Annotated in this window: 19 protein-coding genes; 7 read left to right on the top strand and 12 right to left on the bottom strand. The window is 66.8% G+C overall.

The features are described from left to right. Positions 1-94 precede the first annotated feature (94 nt). Genes P1X14_RS03230 through P1X14_RS03215 form a run of 4 tightly spaced genes read left to right on the top strand, consistent with a single transcriptional unit; the run spans position 95 to position 3,085 of the window. Positions 95-1,219: a homoserine O-acetyltransferase gene (locus tag P1X14_RS03230; protein WP_277313871.1), complete on the top strand. Its 1,125-nt coding sequence runs from the start codon at positions 95-97 to the stop codon at positions 1,217-1,219. Next, complete coding sequence (locus P1X14_RS03225; protein ID WP_277313870.1) at positions 1,216-1,650, top strand: GNAT family N-acetyltransferase; 435 nt, start codon at positions 1,216-1,218, stop codon at positions 1,648-1,650. The genes P1X14_RS03230 and P1X14_RS03225 overlap by 4 nt, the downstream gene beginning before the upstream one ends. Then, positions 1,647-2,240, top strand: coding sequence for a methionine biosynthesis protein MetW (gene metW, locus P1X14_RS03220; RefSeq protein WP_277313869.1), 594 nt, complete (start codon positions 1,647-1,649; stop codon positions 2,238-2,240). Before P1X14_RS03225 ends, metW begins: the two co-directional genes overlap by 4 nt. Beyond that, positions 2,237-3,085, top strand: coding sequence for a pirin family protein (locus tag P1X14_RS03215; protein WP_277313868.1), 849 nt, complete (start codon positions 2,237-2,239; stop codon positions 3,083-3,085). Before metW ends, P1X14_RS03215 begins: the two co-directional genes overlap by 4 nt. A gap of 1 nt (position 3,086) precedes the next feature. Here P1X14_RS03215 and P1X14_RS03210 read toward each other — a convergent pair whose 3' ends face one another. Both P1X14_RS03210 and ssb read right to left on the bottom strand, forming a co-directional pair. Further along, entirely contained in the window at positions 3,087-3,518 is a 432-nt protein-coding gene (locus tag P1X14_RS03210; protein ID WP_277313867.1) for a hypothetical protein, read from the bottom strand. Between the two features lie 14 nt (positions 3,519-3,532). After that, positions 3,533-4,081: a single-stranded DNA-binding protein gene (gene ssb / locus P1X14_RS03205; protein WP_277313866.1), complete on the bottom strand. Its 549-nt coding sequence runs from the start codon at positions 4,079-4,081 to the stop codon at positions 3,533-3,535. Positions 4,082-4,123: 42 nt separating this feature from the next. Here ssb and P1X14_RS03200 point away from each other — a divergent pair, with 42 nt between their 5' ends. Next, positions 4,124-4,318, top strand: a complete 195-nt coding sequence (locus P1X14_RS03200) for a DUF4169 family protein (RefSeq protein ID WP_277313865.1) — start codon at positions 4,124-4,126, stop codon at positions 4,316-4,318. Between the two features lie 41 nt (positions 4,319-4,359). After that, on the top strand, positions 4,360-5,463 hold the full coding sequence (locus tag P1X14_RS03195; RefSeq protein WP_277313864.1) for a hypothetical protein: 1,104 nt from the start codon (positions 4,360-4,362) through the stop codon (positions 5,461-5,463). On the opposite strand, the gene P1X14_RS03190 is transcribed toward P1X14_RS03195, so the two are convergent. The 4 genes from P1X14_RS03190 to P1X14_RS03175 form a co-directional block, all read right to left on the bottom strand. After that, entirely contained in the window at positions 5,444-7,288 is a 1,845-nt protein-coding gene (locus tag P1X14_RS03190) for a ferrous iron transporter B (RefSeq protein WP_277313863.1), read from the bottom strand. The genes P1X14_RS03195 and P1X14_RS03190 overlap by 20 nt on opposite strands. 3 nt (positions 7,289-7,291) lie before the next feature. Further along, positions 7,292-7,552 carry a FeoA family protein gene (locus P1X14_RS03185; RefSeq protein ID WP_277313862.1) on the bottom strand — a complete coding sequence of 87 codons (261 nt, stop codon included), beginning with the start codon at positions 7,550-7,552 and terminating at the stop codon, positions 7,292-7,294. Positions 7,553-7,613: 61 nt separating this feature from the next. Next, complete coding sequence (locus tag P1X14_RS03180) at positions 7,614-8,273, bottom strand: COQ9 family protein (protein WP_277313861.1); 660 nt, start codon at positions 8,271-8,273, stop codon at positions 7,614-7,616. Continuing rightward, a complete protein-coding gene (locus P1X14_RS03175; RefSeq protein ID WP_277313860.1) occupies positions 8,273-9,211 on the bottom strand; it encodes a DMT family transporter in 939 nt (312 codons plus the stop codon). Before P1X14_RS03175 ends, P1X14_RS03180 begins: the two co-directional genes overlap by 1 nt. Positions 9,212-9,266: 55 nt before the next feature. Between P1X14_RS03175 and P1X14_RS03170 the strand changes: the two genes are divergently transcribed. Beyond that, positions 9,267-10,352 carry an alkene reductase gene (locus tag P1X14_RS03170; protein WP_277313859.1) on the top strand — a complete coding sequence of 362 codons (1,086 nt, stop codon included), beginning with the start codon at positions 9,267-9,269 and terminating at the stop codon, positions 10,350-10,352. Between the two features lie 86 nt (positions 10,353-10,438). Here P1X14_RS03170 and P1X14_RS03165 read toward each other — a convergent pair whose 3' ends face one another. The 6 genes from P1X14_RS03165 to P1X14_RS03140 are packed head-to-tail and all read right to left on the bottom strand — an operon-like array spanning position 10,439 to position 14,392. Further along, entirely contained in the window at positions 10,439-10,918 is a 480-nt protein-coding gene (locus P1X14_RS03165; protein ID WP_277313858.1) for a hypothetical protein, read from the bottom strand. Between the two features lie 9 nt (positions 10,919-10,927). Further along, positions 10,928-11,347, bottom strand: coding sequence for a 6,7-dimethyl-8-ribityllumazine synthase (gene ribH, locus P1X14_RS03160; RefSeq protein ID WP_277313857.1), 420 nt, complete (start codon positions 11,345-11,347; stop codon positions 10,928-10,930). A 1-nt stretch (position 11,348) separates the two neighbouring features. Next, positions 11,349-12,482 carry a 3,4-dihydroxy-2-butanone-4-phosphate synthase gene (ribB, locus tag P1X14_RS03155; protein ID WP_277313856.1) on the bottom strand — a complete coding sequence of 378 codons (1,134 nt, stop codon included), beginning with the start codon at positions 12,480-12,482 and terminating at the stop codon, positions 11,349-11,351. After that, positions 12,469-13,089: a riboflavin synthase gene (locus P1X14_RS03150; RefSeq protein WP_277313855.1), complete on the bottom strand. Its 621-nt coding sequence runs from the start codon at positions 13,087-13,089 to the stop codon at positions 12,469-12,471. The genes ribB and P1X14_RS03150 overlap by 14 nt, the downstream gene beginning before the upstream one ends. Then, positions 13,089-14,024 carry a bifunctional diaminohydroxyphosphoribosylaminopyrimidine deaminase/5-amino-6-(5-phosphoribosylamino)uracil reductase RibD gene (gene ribD / locus P1X14_RS03145; RefSeq protein ID WP_277313922.1) on the bottom strand — a complete coding sequence of 312 codons (936 nt, stop codon included), beginning with the start codon at positions 14,022-14,024 and terminating at the stop codon, positions 13,089-13,091. Before ribD ends, P1X14_RS03150 begins: the two co-directional genes overlap by 1 nt. A 17-nt stretch (positions 14,025-14,041) precedes the next feature. Continuing rightward, complete coding sequence (locus P1X14_RS03140) at positions 14,042-14,392, bottom strand: hypothetical protein (protein ID WP_277313854.1); 351 nt, start codon at positions 14,390-14,392, stop codon at positions 14,042-14,044. Positions 14,393-14,440 lie beyond the last annotated feature (48 nt).

Raw genomic sequence — 14,440 nt, 5'->3', positions numbered from 1 at the left:
GCGCTGGCCACGTCGCGCTTCGATCTCCAACGCTCCGGCCTTCGCCGGAGTACACGGGGTTGAATGCAGACGCACGCAGCCCTAACCCGCCGCAATGTCTGACGATCAGCGTTTCGGCCTGAGCCGCACGGTGACCCTGCCCGGCCCGTTGCGGCTGGACGGCGGCGCGCTGCTGTCGCCGGTCGATATCGCCTATGAGACCTATGGCACGCTGAACGCCGATGCCAGCAACGCGATCCTCGTCTGCCACGCGCTGACCGGCGACCAGCATGTCGCGTCCGAGCATCCCGTCACGAAGAAGCCGGGCTGGTGGACCAAGCTGATCGGGCCGGGCAAGCCGATCGATCCGGCGCGGCATTTCGTGGTCTGTGCCAATGTGCTGGGCAGCTGCATGGGGTCGTCCGGCCCCGCGACGATTAACCCGGCGACGGGTCAGCCCTGGGGCATGAGCTTTCCGGTCATCACCATCCGCGACATGGTCGGCGCGCAGGCGCTGCTCCTGACCCATCTCGGCGTCGAGCGGCTTCAGGCGGTGGTCGGCGGATCGATGGGGGGCATGCAGGCGCTCAGCTGGGCCGCGACCTTCCCCGAGCGCGTCGCCTCCGCCGTGGTGATCGCATCGACCGCGCGGCACTCGGCGCAGAATATCGCGTTCCACGAAGTCGGGCGGCAGGCGATCATGGCCGATCCCAACTGGCGCGATGGCGACTATTACGCATCGGGCGAACCACCCACCGCGGGGCTGGCCGTGGCGCGGATGGCGGCGCACATCACCTATCTGTCCGAAGCCGGCCTCACCGCCAAGTTCGGCCGCAAGCTGCAGGCGCGCGAAAGCAAGACCTTCGGCTTCGACGCCGATTTCCAGGTCGAAAGCTATCTGCGCCATCAGGGGCTGAGCTTTACCGACCGGTTCGACGCCAACTCCTATCTCTATATCACCCGCGCGCTCGATTATTTCGATCTGGCGGAGGAGCATGGCGGCGTGCTGGCCAATGCGTTCAAGGGCGCCGCGACGCGCTTCTGCCTCGTCAGCTTCGACACCGACTGGCTGTATCCCACCAGCGAATCGCGCGCGATCGTGCATGCGCTGAACGCCGCGGGCGCGCCGGCCAGCTTCGTCGAGCTGAAGTCACCGTTCGGCCATGACGCCTTCCTGCTCGACGCACCGGAAATGAACCGGGTGATCGACGGCTTCCTGCGCGCGGGGGAGAAGAAGTGAGCATCACGCTTTCCTTCGACCACGCCGATCTCGACATCGACCTGATCCATGCGTTCCTGTCGGGCGCCTATTGGTCGGTCGGGATTCCGCGTGACACGGTCGAGCGGGCGATCCGGGGGTCGCTGTGCGTCGGCGCCTTTGCGCCGGACGAAGCGGGCACGCCCGAGCAGGTCGGCTTTGCACGGCTGATCACCGACAAGGCGACCTTTGCCTATCTGGCCGATGTGTTCGTGCTGCCCGCGCATCGCGGCAAGGGCATCGCCCGGACGATGATCGAGGGGTTGCACGCCCATCCCGAGCTGCAAGGCCTGCGCCGCTGGGCACTGTTCACCAAGGACATGCAGCCGGTCTATGCCAGCCTTGGCTGGGAGCAATATCCGTACCCCGAGCGGCTGATGGTCCGCGACGATCCGGACGCGTATACGCGATGAGCTTGCGTCCCGACCTTGCGATCATCGCCGCCAATGTCGCGCCGGGCAGCCGCGTGCTGGATGTCGGCTGCGGCGATGGCGCGCTGATGGCAGCGCTGCGCGACGAGCGCGATTGCGATGCGCGCGGATTGGAGCTGGATGCGGGCGATGTGGCCTCGGCGGTGGCGCGCGGGCTTTCGGTGATCCAGGGCGATGCCGACACCGATCTGGCCGATTATCCCGACGCCAGCTTCGACTATGCGATTCTGAGCCAGACGCTGCAGACGACGATGCGGCCCGACTGGGTGCTCGATCAGCTGCTCCGCATCGGCAAGCGCGCCTTCGTGTCCTTCCCGAACTTTGCGCATTGGCGAGTGCGCGCGAGCCTGCTCTGGGGCGGGCGGATGCCGGTGACTCGGCTGTTGCCGCTCAAATGGTATGCCACGCCCAACATCCACCATGTGACGGTCGACGATTTCCGCGCGCTGCTCGAGGAACGCGGGATCGCGATCGAGGGCGCCTGGTTCCTGTCGGGCGACCAGCAGACCGGCCAGACCATGGCCAACCTGTTCGCCGAGCATGCGGTGTTCCTGCTGAGGCGCGGCGAGTGACCGCGCGCGCGGTGCTGCGGCTCCATGCTGCCCATCGCGACGATATCGGCGATCTGGTGACGCGGCGCCCGGTGCCCGGACCGGCGATCGGACATATCGGCGCGTTCCTGTTCCTCAACCATCACGGACCGCAGACCTACGCCCCGAACAATCGCGGCCTGCCGTTCGGCCCGCATCCGCATCGCGGGTTCGAGACGGTGACCTTCATCCTCGACGGCGAGCTCGCCCATACCGATTCGGCGGGGCATGAGAGCATCATCCGCGCCGGCGGGGTGCAGTGGATGACCGCGGGGAGCGGGATCGTCCATGCCGAGGTGTCGCCCGAGGCGTTCAAGCGAGATGGCGGGGCAATGGAGATCCTCCAGCTCTGGGTGAACCTGCCCGCGCGGCTCAAGATGACCCGCCCGCGCTATTTCGGGGTTCAGGCGGATGCGATCCCGGTAGTCGATGGCGTCCATCTGATCGCGGGCGAGCATCGCGGCGCGACAGGGCCGATCCCGTCGCTGACCGGTGCGTTCATGAGCTTCGTCACGCTGGCGCCGGGCGAGATGGTTACGTTCGACGGGCTGAGCGGGCGCGACGTGTTCCTCTATTGCGCGCGCGGGGCGATCGAGGTGGGCGGAACCCGGGTGTCGCGGTTCAATCTGGCCGAACTTGGCAGCGGAGATGCGGTGACCATAGCGGCGAGCGAACCGGCGCTGTTCCTGTTCGGCCATGCCGAACCGATCGATGAGCCGATCGTGGCGCATGGGCCGTTCGTGATGAATTCCGCCGACGAGATCCGGCAGGCCTATGCCGATTATCAGGCCGGGCGGTTCGGCACGGCAGAGATCGTCGCGGGCTAGATCAGGGCGCCTTGCCCCAGTTGACGGTGACCTTGCTGCCCGATCCTTCGGGCAGGGCCATCACCATGATCGTGCGCTTGTTGCCTTCACCGGCGGAGAACATCTTGTCGTTCGAGATGCGTTCGGCGAGGCCGGATTTGGTCGCATGTTCCTTCGACCAGGCGAGGATCACCGCAGGCGCCGCGGCGCTCGAATAGCTGACCGTGCCGGCATCCTTGCCGGTCGCGTCGAAATGCGCCGAGCTGCACACGTTGATCTTCGCATCGGTGTAGATCGGCGCGAAATCGGGGTTCTTGGCGCAATCGTTGCTGCCGTTCGCGCTCAGCACCTCGGCGGCCTTGGTCTCGAACGTGTCGTCGCGCTTGTCCCCGGCAGGCTTGGCGCCACATGCCGACAGCGAAACCGCCAGCATCAGTCCGATCGCAATCCGCATGCTGCCCTCTCTGCTTAGAAGGGAACGTCGTCGTCCAGATCGTCGGGGAAGCCACCGCCGCCGGACGAGCCGCCGCCGCTGTTGAAATTGCCGCCACCGCCGCCGCCGCGGCTGCTGGAATTGCCCGCGAAATCGTCACGGCCGCCGCCGCCGCCCCAATCGTCACCGCCGCGCGATCCACCGCCGCCGCCACCCTGGCCGCCACCGCCGGGTGCGCCGTCGAGCATGGTCAGCACGCTGTTGAAGCCCTGCAGCACGATCTCGGTCGAGTAGCGGTCGTTACCCTGCGGGTCCTGCCACTTCCGGGTGGTCAGCGCGCCTTCGATATAGACCTTGCTACCCTTGCGCAGATAGCGTTCGGCGACGTTCGCCAGACCTTCGTTGAACACCTTCACGGTATGCCACTCGGTCTTTTCCTTGCGTTCGCCCGAATTGCGATCCTTCCAGCTTTCCGACGTAGCAATGCGCAGTTCGACCACCTTGCCGCCATTCTGGAAGCTGCGGCTTTCGGGATCGCGGCCGAGATTGCCGACGAGAATGACCTTGTTGACGCTGCCGGCCATGGAAACTCCGCTTCTAATTCTGTATTCCTGTTCCCCGACGATATGGCCGAGATCATCAACCTGAACAAGGCGCGCAAGGCGCGTGCAAAGGCCGCCAATCAGGCAAAGGCTGTGGAAAACCGCGCCAGATTCGGCCGGACCAAGGTCCAGAAGCAAGCCGATGGCGAGCAATATGTCCGGATCGGCAAATTGCTCGACGAGTCGAAACGCGAAGAAGCCGGGCGCGAGGACGACTGACCCGTCCGGTCAGCGGATCGCGCTGTGAGGGGAGAAGCGGCGTGGCGTGGCGAGGGGTTTTCGGAAGATCATGGGTCGCGCGGCTGATCCTCGGCGCGCTGATGCTGGCCGCGGCACCCGGCGCCCGGGCCCAATATTATGACGGGCATTCCGAAGTCGACATCGAAGAGGTCCGGCGGAGCGCGCTGCTCCTCTATGGCTATCAGCCGCTGTCCATGGGCCTCAACAGTGCGGGTACCGACTGGAAGCGCCGGATCGGCAGCGAGGATGCCCGATCCCTGCTGTCGCGCGAGACGGTGGACGACACGTTGCTGTTCCTGATGTCGCCGACGCTGCCCGACGCGCCGCGGATGACGCCCGATCCCGCCGCCGCGCATCGTTTCTGCAGCGCCGCATTGGCCGGGCAGGTGAGCGACACCGCCGAACTGCGCCGCGCGGCAGTCTGCATCGCGCGCTTCCCCGATCTCGGCGCACGGCATGGCGAGCGGATCGCGGCGGCGTTCACTGGCCAGTCGTCGGCCTTCGTGCCGCGGCTCGACGTCGGCAGTTCGGCGACCGCGCACGACGCCTTGCTGCTCTATCGCGCGCTGCGCTTTTGCGGCTGCGGGCCGGAAACGATGCGGGCGTCCCTGCTTGCGATCGTTGTGCGGACCGAACCTGTCTTCGCTGCGGGCTATACCGCCTGCCCCGGCTGGCGGTGCGCGACGGAAGCGGAGTCCATGGCGCTGGGGAGCTATACCGCGGTCCTGCGCGGCGCGATCTTTGCGCTGATCGAGAATCCCGATCTGGCAACCGATCCCGGCATCCAGCCGCTGCTGCGCCTCGCCGGCACCGAACAGATGCGCCTTTCGGTGCAGATGACCCGGCGCGCCACGGCGCGATTCATGGAGCGGCCGTGCAGCGAAGTCGCGTTCGACTATGCCGAGTGCCGGCGGCGCTATCCGTACAACAACCATCTCACCGCCGTGGCGCTGAAGATGGCGAGCGGCTTCATTCTCGATACCCGCCCGATGGCGCGGCGTTGCGCGGTGCTGCTCAGGCAGATGCGCGAGATGGAACCCGAGCTACGGCTCGATCCCGGTCTGGCGCGGGCAATGGATCGATTCGCTGCGCAACGCTGCCCGGCTAAAAGCCGAGCGCCTTAGCGCCCCAGAAGGTGGCGCCCGCGGCGATATAGGCCAGCGCGAACAGGTAGACGATCATCACGATCGGCCATTTCCAGCCGTTGGTCTCGCGCCGGGCGACGGCGATGGTCGACAGGCATTGCGGGGCGAAGACGAACCAGGCGAGGAAGGCCAGCGCGGTGGGCAGCGACCAGCGCGAGGAAAGCTGGGTGCCCAGCTTCTCGCCTTCGGCATCCGCATCGGCATCGATCGAATAGACGGTCTGCAGCGCCGATACCGCGACTTCGCGCGCGGCCATGGCCGGGATCACCGCCAGCGACATTTCGTGATTGAAGCCGATCGGGTGCAGCACGACTTCCAGCCCCGAGGCGATCCGCCCGGCGATCGAATATTCGCTCTGCTTCTGCCCCTCGGGCGCGACCGGATAGGAACTGAGGATCCACAGCGCCACGGTGACGCCCATGATGATCGTGCCCGCGCGGCGCAGGAACACATAGGCGCGCTGCCACAGCCCGATGGCGATGTCGCGGATCGAGGGCAGCTGATAGCGCGGCATTTCCATCATGAAGCCGCCGCCCGCGCCCTTGGTCGCGGTGCGCCGCAGGACCAAAGCCGCCAGCACCGCGCCGACGATACCCATCAGGTAGAGCGCGAGCAGGACGAGACCCTGAAGCCCGATGCCCGGCCCCACGGTCTTCGCAGGAATGAACGCGCCGATGATCACCGCATAGACCGGCAGGCGCGCGGAGCAGGTCATCAGCGGGGCGATCAGGATCGTGGTGAGCCGTTCCTTGGGATCGTCGATCGATCGCGTCGCCATGATGCCGGGGATGGCGCAGGCGAAGGAGGACAGCAAAGGAATGAAGGCGCGGCCGGACAGGCCGACCCCCGCCATCAGCCGGTCCATCAGGAAGGCGGCGCGGACCATGTAGCCCGATGCCTCGAGCACGAGGATGAAGGCGAACAGGATCACAATCTGGGGCAGGAACACCACCACCGATCCGACGCCGTTAATGATCCCTTCGACCAGCAGATCGCGCAGGAAATTCTCGGGCAGGTTCGCAGTGGCGGCCTCGGCCAGCCAGCCCTGCAGGCCTTCGATCCAGCCGATCGGCGCTTCGGACCAGCTGAACACTGCCTGGAACATGGTGAAGAGGATCGCGAGCAGGATGACCGGCCCGAGCACCGGATGCAGCACGACCCGATCCACGCCGCGGGTGAAGGCGCGGGCGCGCGGCTGCTCGACGATCGCCACGCCGGCGATGCGGCGCGCCTCGCGCTGGAAATGGGTGATGTCGGCGTCGAGCACCGGCGGCGCCTTGGGCGTCGATTCAGCGAGGCGCTCGGCCAGCGCGTCCTTCAGCGCATCCAGACCGCGCTTGCGCACGGCGACGGTGGAGACCACCGCGACGCCCAGTTCGGCAGCCAGCTTGCCGGTGTCGATCTTGAGCCCGTCGCGCTCGGCCATGTCGATCATGTTAAGCGCGACGATCATCGGCCGTCCCAGCGCGCGAAGCTGAAGGACGAAGCGCAGGTGATTGTCGAGATTGGTGGCGTCGGCAACGACGACCAGCGCATCGGGCAGCCGCTCGCCATCCTGCCGGCCGATAACGACGTCGCGCGTCACCTGCTCGTCGGGGCTGGAGGGATCGAGGCTGTAGGTGCCGGGCAGGTCGACCAGCTCGACCGGGCGGCCGTCGTTCAGCGCCATGCGGCCCGAATGACGCTCAACCGTAACGCCGGGATAATTGCCGACCTTTTGCCGCGCGCCGGTCAGCGCGTTGAACAGCGCGCTCTTGCCCGCATTGGGATTGCCGACCAGCGCGACGAGGGGCGTGGTTTCCATGACTCAGTTCGCCTGCGAGACGTGAATGGCATCGGCGACGTGGCGGCGCAGCGCCACCGTCATCCGCCCGATCCGCGCGGCGAGCGGCCCGCCCATCCAGCCCGAAGGCGCCAGCAGCTCGATCTCGACGCCTTCGTCCAGCCCGAACTCACGCAGGCGGCGCGCTTCCGATGCGGCCAGCGCCGCCCAGTCGATCGCGGCGACGGTTGCGGGGCTGAAGCGAGGCAGGTCGGCAAGGGGTACGGACGTGGCAGGGGTATTCATGATGCGAGTCGTTATCAATAACAACGGTCGCGCGCCAGTAACTTAGTGTGTCCCGCCCGGGCTAGACCGCCGGATAACGCAGCCGGCCGATGAAGCGGCTGAGGCTCAGGCGGTGGGTGTCGGGGCCGATCCACTTCGCCTTGGCCTTTTCGAAGCGCATGATCCCGTCGATCCGGCGCGACAGGAAAGCGCGGGTCTCGGCCCAATTGTCGCTTTCGTCGTTCAGGAACACAGTGACGGTGGCGCCATAGACGCCCGCCAGGATGCCACGCTTGGTATAATGGTTGTAATCGGTCGCAGTGTCGCCCGCGGCGCGCCACATCACATCCGCAGAACGCCAGCCGAGCTTCGTGGCACGGAGGGCGTTCTGCGGCATGGCGAGGATCGAGAGGGCGCGGCGGAGCGCCTCGCGGTTCGGCGCGGCGATCTCGAGCCGGGTTTCGACCAAGGCCGCGATGCGTTCGCGGATCTTCATCGCGGCGAGACGTTCGGGCGGCAGGCGTTCGAGCATCGCGGCGTCGATGCTGGCGAACCAGGCGTCGATCATCTCGACCGGACCGCCGGGAAAGGCGAGCGCGGCAATGGCACGGTCCACCCCGATCAGGTCGGCCGCGGCATCCACCGCCTGCACATTCCATCCGTCGAACGCGGCATTGGCGGCGACATGGGGGGCGAGCGCGGCGCGGATCTCGTCGAGCGTGGGGTCCTGAGGCAGAGTCATCACACCGTTCCTTCGGCTTCCGACTTAGTGGCTCCGGCGCTCGACGCAACCGGTCCGCGCCGGACCAGCACCAGCGCGATGGCGACAAGGATCGCGCCGAGGAAATCGGGCCAGCCGAGCCGTTCGTGATAGACGAACCAGCCGACGATACCCGCCACGATCGGCTGGCTGAGCAGGGCAATGCCGACGACCAAGGGCGACAGATGCCCGATCGCATAGATCATCAGCCCCTGCCCCAGCACCTGACTCGCGAGCGCAAGGCCGAGCAGGATGCCCCAATTGGTCGGCCAGATCGTCTCGCCCAGCGCCAGCGCGAACAGCAGCAGCGGGATCATGCTGCCCGCGCTCGACATGGCCAGCGCCGGGAGCGGCGCCATCGCTTCGCGCGCGCGGGCCATCATGATGAAATAGACGGTGTAGAGCGTGCCCGCGAGCAGGCAGAGCAAGTCCCCGGCAAGATGCTTGGGCGACAGGCTGTACGAACGGCCGAGCAGCAAAGCCGCGCCGAGTGCCGCCAGCGCCAGTGCGGTGCCCTGTGACCGGGTCGGCCAAGCGCGGGCGATCAGGAAGCCGTAGATCGGGAACATGAGCGTCGCCGAATTGCCGAACAAAGTGGCGTTGGCGAGGGTGGTGCGCAGGATGCCAAGGTGCCAGCTCGCCAGATCCGCGGCGAAGGCCACGCCGCTCACCGCCAATGTCAGCCACAGGGCAGGGACGGCGGCGAAGGGCTTGCGGTTACCGGCATAGCTCAGCGCGATCAGGAACGGCACCGCGAGCGCGATCCGCCAGAAGCCCGAGGCGACGGGCCCCACATCGGCAAGCCGCACGAACCACGGCCCGAACGCCAGCGCCATGTTCCCCGCAAGGCAGGCGAGCAGCGGCAATGCAGCCTGGATTTGCGGCGAAAGAGTTTTTCTTTGAGACCCGTTTCCGTGCATGTGGCCCTGTAGCGCCCTATTTCCGCGAAACCATCCTTTCGTTCGGAGTTACCGAATGCCCAGCCTGTTCGATCCTATCCAGCTTGGCGCTATCGAAGCGCCCAATCGCATCCTGATGGCGCCCCTCACCCGCGGCCGATCGACCCGCGAGCATGTGCCGGTCGAGATCATGGGCGATTATTATGCCCAGCGCGCAGGCGCCGGCCTGATCATCTCGGAAGGCACGGGCATCAGCCGCGAAGGGCTGGGCTGGCCCTATGCGCCGGGGCTGTGGACCGACGAACAGGTCGAAGGCTGGAAGCCGGTGCTGGAGCAGGTCCACAAGGCCGGCGGGCGGATATTTGCCCAGCTGTGGCATATGGGGCGGATCGTCCATCCGAGCTTTCTCGATGGGGCCGCGCCGCTTTCGGCCTCGGCGACCACCGCGCCCTTCACCGCGCATACCTATGACGGCAAGCAGCCCTATGCCGAGGCGCGCGCCGCGACGCTGGACGATATCGCGCGGACGCTCGACGATTATTCGGTGGCCACCCGCAACGCGATGCGTGCCGGGTTCGACGGGGTGCAGCTCCACGCCGCCAATGGCTATCTGATCGACCAGTTCCTGCGTTCCAGCTCGAACCTGCGCGACGATGACTATGGCGGCAGCCCGGAGAATCGCGGGCGGCTGCTGCGCGAGGTGGTCGACCGGCTGATCGCCGAAGCGGGCGCGGACCGGACGGCGGTGCGCTTCTCGCCCAACGGCAATACGCAGGGCGTCGAGGATGCCGATCCCGAAGCCGTGTTCGTGCCCGCCGCCAAGTGGCTGTCGGACCGCGGCATCGCCTTTCTCGAGCTGCGCGAGCAATCGCCCGACGGCACGTTCGGCAAGTCGGACCAGCCCAAGGTCTCGCCCGCGATCCGGAAGGTGTTCCGCGGGCCGCTGATCCTCAATCAGGATTACACGCTGGAAGGCGCGCAGGCCGATCTGGATTCGGGCGTGGCGGACGGAGTCGCATTCGGACGCGGCTTCCTGGCCAATCCCGACCTGCCCGAACGGCTGCGCAGCGGCGCCGAATGGAACACGCCGGACATCGCGACCTTCTACTCGCGCGGCGCGGAGGGTTATACCGATTATCCGGCGCTGTCTCACGCGGGCTGAAACCTTGTGCTCCGGCGCAGGCCGGAGCCCTGGCCGCAAGCGACGACCTGCGAACCCAACGCTCCGGCCTTCGCCGGAGCACAGACTCAGACTTCCTCGCCCAGCCCGGTCAGCCAGCCGGTGATCGCCGCGCGGATCATCTTGCGGGGGCCGGACTGGAGCAGGACGAACAGCGTCGCCGGGATCAACAGCCAGCCAAGGAAAAAGATCGCCGCGATCGCCAATGCGGCGAGGATGCCGATCGTCATCGTAAGGCCGCCTTGCCCTCCCGGCGAAATGCGCAGCCGGCGCGGCCCTTCGTCATCGAACCAGCTCTGGGTGGTGATGATCCAGTCGGCGCCGCCCAGCCCTGCGTTCGTCGTGCGCTGAGGCTTGTGCGTGGTGGCATGGGCGCGCAGCGTGGCGCTGGCCTGCTCGATGGTCGAGCGCGGGGCAGCGCCAAGGTCGTTGCGCGGCGGTTGCGGCGTGCCTGCGCTGTACTGGACCGGCTGGCCGGTCCAGTTGTCGATCACCACCAGACGGCGCCCCTGCTCCACGACACGATAGCGGGTTGGGGGCATGTCCATGATGGGGTTTTACCCGAAACGGCTCCGCAGCGCGAGCATTGCGAGGGCCGCCTTGGCCGCCTCGCCGCCCTTGTCCTTCTCGTCGGGCTTCGCACGCGTCAGCGCCTGGGCTTCGTTCTCGACCGTCAGGATGCCGTTGCCGATCGGCAGCGAATCCATCGCGAGCGCCATCAGGCCGCGCGCGCTTTCGTTCGAAACGACTTCGAAATGATAGGTCTCGCCGCGGATCACCACGCCGAGCGCGACGAACGCGTCGTAGCGGCCGCTTTCGGCCGCCATCGCCACCGCGCCGGGGATTTCCAGCGCGCCGGGGACGGTCACGGTCTCGTGGCTATGGCCTTCGGCTTCGATCGCAGCGCGGGCGCCCGCCAGCAGCAGGTCGTTCAGATGGGCGTAGAAGCGCGCCTCGACGATCAGGACATGGGCCAAGTCAATTCTCCGGATCGATGCGGCGCTCGCCGACGATCGACAGGCCATAGCCGTCGAGACCGACAAGGGTGTGATGGGTGTTGGTGAGCAGCACCATGTCGTGCACGCCCAGTTCGCTGAGGATCATCGCGCCGACGCCATAGTCGCGCAGTTCCTCCATGTCCGAAGGACGCACGCCTTCGCGCATTTCCAGCGCGACGCTGAACGCATCGTTACGGCGCTTGTTGATCGCTACGATCACGCCCGAGCCTTCCTCGCCGATGATCTGCATCGAACGTTCGAGCAGGCCCGCACGGCCGCTCTGCTCGCCGAAAATGTCCGCCAGCGGCGAGACGGCGTGCATGCGGACCAGAGTAGGCTTGGCCGGATCGATCTTGCCCTTGAGCAGCACCATCTGGTCGGTCTGGGTCGCGCGGTTCCAGAAGGCTATCGCGGTCCAGTCGCCACCCCATTGGCTGACGAAACGCGACTCCGCGCGGCGCTCGACCAGATGATCGTAGCGGCGGCGATAGGCGATCAGGTCGCGGATCGTGCCGATCTTGAGATTGTGGAACTGGGCGAACGAGACGAGATCGTCCATCCGCGCCATCGTGCCGTCCTCGTTCATGATCTCGCAGATCACGCCCGAGGGATTGAGCCCGGCGAGGCGCGCCACGTCGACCGCAGCCTCGGTATGGCCCGCGCGGACCAGCACGCCGCCGTCGCGCGCGACCAGCGGGAAGACATGGCCCGGGGTGACGATATCGGTCTTGCCCTTGGCCGCATCGATCGCGACCGAGATGGTGCGCGCGCGGTCCGCCGCCGAAATGCCGGTGGTGACGCCTTCGCGCGCCTCGATCGAGACGGTGAAGGCAGTCTCATGCCGCGTGCCGTTGGCGCGGCTCATCAGTTCGAGGCCAAGCGTGTCGACCCGGTCCTTGGTCATCGCCAGACAGATCAGGCCGCGGCCGAACTTGGCCATGAAGTTGATCGCGTCCGGTGTCGCCATCTGCGCCGGGATGATCAGATCGCCTTCATTCTCGCGATCCTCGTCATCGACCAGGATGAACATGCGGCCGTTGCGGGCTTCGTCGATGATCTCCTCGGGCGAGGAGAGGAATGCGTGCTTCAAGCGCGCGAGTTCAGGCTTTGCCACGAAGGGACTCCATCCGCTGCAGATAACGGGCGAGCACGTCGATCTCGAGATTGACGGCCTGTCCGGCAGCGATCGTATTGAAAGTGGTGACTTCCGCGGTGTGCGGAATGATGTTGAGGTGGAATTCGACGCCATCGGGCGTGTCGTCCACTGCGTTCACGGTCAGCGAGACGCCATCGACGGTGATCGATCCCTTGGGCGCGATATAGGGCGCCATGTCCTTGCTCGCCGCGATCACGATGTGGTGCGATCCGCCGATCTCCTCGACCAGCTTCACCGTGCCGATGCCGTCGACATGGCCGGTAACGATATGCCCGCCCAGTTCGTCGCCGAGGCGCAGCGCGCGTTCGAGATTGAGGCGGCGGCCCTGCGTCCACATGGCGCTTGCGGTGCGCGAGACGGTTTCGCCCGAAACGTCGAACGCGACCCAGCCGGGGGCCCCGGGAGCCGATTTGTCGACGACGGTGAGGCACACGCCCGAACAGGCGATCGACGCGCCAAGGTCGATGGTGGCGCTGTCATAGGCAGTCGAGACCTTCACGCGCAGGTCGCCCTGCGTGCCGGCGGCTTCGATCGTGCCGATATCGGTGACGATTCCGGTGAACATCAGCGCGCCGCGTAGACCTCAAGTCGGTCGCTGCCAAGGCTTCGTGAATCGGTGAGGGTCCAGCGGGCCTCATCGGCCAACCCGATATCGCCCAGCGCAGCGGTGCCGGTACCGATCAGGACCGGCGCGCGATAGAGCAGCAGGCGATCGACCAGACCTTCGCGGAGGAAGGCGGAAGCGGTCCCGGCGCCACCCTCGACCAGCAGATGATCGACGGATTCGAGTGCCGCGATGGCCGCCGGACTTTCCAGCCATTCCCAATCGCCGTTTTCGCGGGGACGACGGGAAAGGATGAAGCGCCGGGGCGAACGGCCTTCGAGTCCCGGAAGGCGGACATCTAGCCTCGGCGTGTCGGCGTCGAACGTGCCGCGTCCGACCAGGATCGCCTCGTGCCGCGTCCGCTCGAGATGGGCGTGTGCGCGGGCTTCCTGCCCGGTGATCCAGCGATCTTTCCCGGCTTCGCGCGCGATACGGCCATCGAGCGAAGTCGCCAGTTTGAGCGTGACGAAGGGCCGGCCGAGCGACTGGCGGGTGAGGAACCCGGCCATCGCCGCGCGGGCCTGCGCTTCCAGCACGCCTTCGCTCACCCGGATACCGGCATCGCGCAGCCGCTGCGCACCCTTGCCATTGGTGCGCGGATCGGGATCGCCCAGCGCGATCACCACTTCCGCCACGCCCGCCTCGATCAACAGACCGGAACAGGCCGGACCCCGCGCCGATTCGTGCGCGCAGGGTTCCAGCGTGACGAACGCAGTTGCGCCGCGCGACTTTTCGCCCGCCTCTGCCAGCGCCATCGCCTCGGCATGCGGGCGTCCGCGCGGCTGGGTCCAGCCGCGGCCGACCACCACGCCATCCTTCACCAGCACGCAGCCGACATTGGGATTGGGCGCCGTCCGCCCCCGCCCGCGCTCCGACAGCGCCAGCGCGGCGGCCATCCAGCGTGCGGGAGCGGTCAGAGTCCCCAAGACTTCAGGCCGTCGTCGATCTTCTTGAACTCATCGCGCCGCGCCTTGCGCTTCTTTTCAAGCTCGGCGTCGAGCTTGTCCTTCTCGGCCTTGTCAATCGCCTGCTGCGCCTCAATCTCGGCGTCGGAGCGATCAAGCCGCCAGTCCTTGACCCAGATGATCTCGGGCCGCTTCCATTCCGGCCTGGCGACCGAATCGAGATAGAAGGCGACCAGCACCCCGCCGGTGACGACCAGCGCGGGGATCAGCATCCACCATTCGTGCTTCTTGCGCGTGACCACGAACTGACGCGCGTCGCGCAGCGCCTTTGCCGGCGAGAGGAACTTGAACAGACTCATTATGGCGTAAAGATAGGCATGCGGAGGCTCAGGAGCCAGCCCCCGCAT

Source organism: Sphingomonas sp. AOB5, from assembly GCF_029433115.1.
GTDB lineage: Bacteria > Pseudomonadota > Alphaproteobacteria > Sphingomonadales > Sphingomonadaceae > Sphingomonas.
Note: the sequence above shows the minus strand (reverse complement) of the source record. Positions and strands in the feature narration are given on the sequence as shown.

Excerpts from the sequence above, each read along its gene's own strand:
- ribD (WP_277313922.1), bottom strand. The coding sequence starts at position 14,024 with ATGGCCGCCGCGCTGGCGCTGTCGGAGCGCGGGCGGGGGCGGACGGCG.
- metW (WP_277313869.1), top strand. The coding sequence starts at position 1,647 with ATGAGCTTGCGTCCCGACCTTGCGATCATCGCCGCCAATGTCGCGCCG.
- P1X14_RS03200 (WP_277313865.1), top strand. The coding sequence starts at position 4,124 with ATGGCCGAGATCATCAACCTGAACAAGGCGCGCAAGGCGCGTGCAAAG.
- P1X14_RS03210 (WP_277313867.1), bottom strand. The coding sequence starts at position 3,518 with ATGCGGATTGCGATCGGACTGATGCTGGCGGTTTCGCTGTCGGCATGT.
- P1X14_RS03150 (WP_277313855.1), bottom strand. The coding sequence starts at position 13,089 with ATGTTCACCGGAATCGTCACCGATATCGGCACGATCGAAGCCGCCGGC.
- P1X14_RS03140 (WP_277313854.1), bottom strand. The coding sequence starts at position 14,392 with ATGAGTCTGTTCAAGTTCCTCTCGCCGGCAAAGGCGCTGCGCGACGCG.
- P1X14_RS03180 (WP_277313861.1), bottom strand. The coding sequence starts at position 8,273 with ATGACTCTGCCTCAGGACCCCACGCTCGACGAGATCCGCGCCGCGCTC.
- P1X14_RS03190 (WP_277313863.1), bottom strand. The coding sequence starts at position 7,288 with ATGGAAACCACGCCCCTCGTCGCGCTGGTCGGCAATCCCAATGCGGGC.
- P1X14_RS03175 (WP_277313860.1), bottom strand. The coding sequence starts at position 9,211 with ATGCACGGAAACGGGTCTCAAAGAAAAACTCTTTCGCCGCAAATCCAG.
- P1X14_RS03230 (WP_277313871.1), top strand. The coding sequence starts at position 95 with ATGTCTGACGATCAGCGTTTCGGCCTGAGCCGCACGGTGACCCTGCCC.
- ssb (WP_277313866.1), bottom strand. The coding sequence starts at position 4,081 with ATGGCCGGCAGCGTCAACAAGGTCATTCTCGTCGGCAATCTCGGCCGC.
- P1X14_RS03185 (WP_277313862.1), bottom strand. The coding sequence starts at position 7,552 with ATGAATACCCCTGCCACGTCCGTACCCCTTGCCGACCTGCCTCGCTTC.
- P1X14_RS03170 (WP_277313859.1), top strand. The coding sequence starts at position 9,267 with ATGCCCAGCCTGTTCGATCCTATCCAGCTTGGCGCTATCGAAGCGCCC.
- P1X14_RS03165 (WP_277313858.1), bottom strand. The coding sequence starts at position 10,918 with ATGGACATGCCCCCAACCCGCTATCGTGTCGTGGAGCAGGGGCGCCGT.